The following is a 568-nucleotide window of genomic DNA, read 5'->3' as shown; positions in this document are numbered from 1 at the left end:
AATGAAGGTCTGCAGGCGGCGTTCTCGTCGATTTTTCCGATTGTCAGCCATAACGGAATGGCGCGCTTGGAGTTCGTCAGCTATGCGCTGGGCGAGCCGGTGTTTGATGTCAAGGAATGTCAGCAGCGCGGCCTGACCTATGCGTCGCCGCTGCGCGCCAAGGTGCGCCTGGTGCTGCTGGACCGCGAAGTCAGCAAGCCGACCATCAAGGAAGTCAAGGAGCAGGAAGTCTACATGGGGGAAATCCCCCTGATGACCGAGAACGGTACCTTTATCATCAACGGTACCGAGCGCGTTATTGTCTCCCAGCTGCACCGCTCGCCGGGCGTGTTCTTCGATCACGACCGTGGCAAGACTCACAGCTCCGGTAAGCTTTTGTATTCTGCTCGTATCATTCCTTACCGTGGCTCTTGGCTGGACTTCGAATTCGATCCGAAGGACGCAGTGTTCGTCCGTATCGACCGTCGCCGCAAGTTGCCGGCGTCGGTGCTTCTGCGTGCGCTCAATTACAGCACCGAAGAGATCCTGGACGCCTTCTACGATACCAACGTCTTCCACATCAAATGCG

The 568-nt window shown here is 57.2% G+C and carries 1 pseudogene; it reads left to right on the top strand.

Annotated elements, in window-relative coordinates:
* A pseudogene (gene rpoB / locus CXQ97_RS19050) lies at positions 1-568 on the top strand (DNA-directed RNA polymerase subunit beta); the annotation flags it as partial.

It is taken from the genome of Arthrobacter sp. B0490 (assembly GCF_002929355.1).
GTDB lineage: Bacteria > Actinomycetota > Actinomycetes > Actinomycetales > Micrococcaceae > Arthrobacter_D.
The sequence above is the reverse complement of the archived record's forward strand: the minus strand, read 5'-3'. Positions and strand labels throughout refer to the sequence as shown.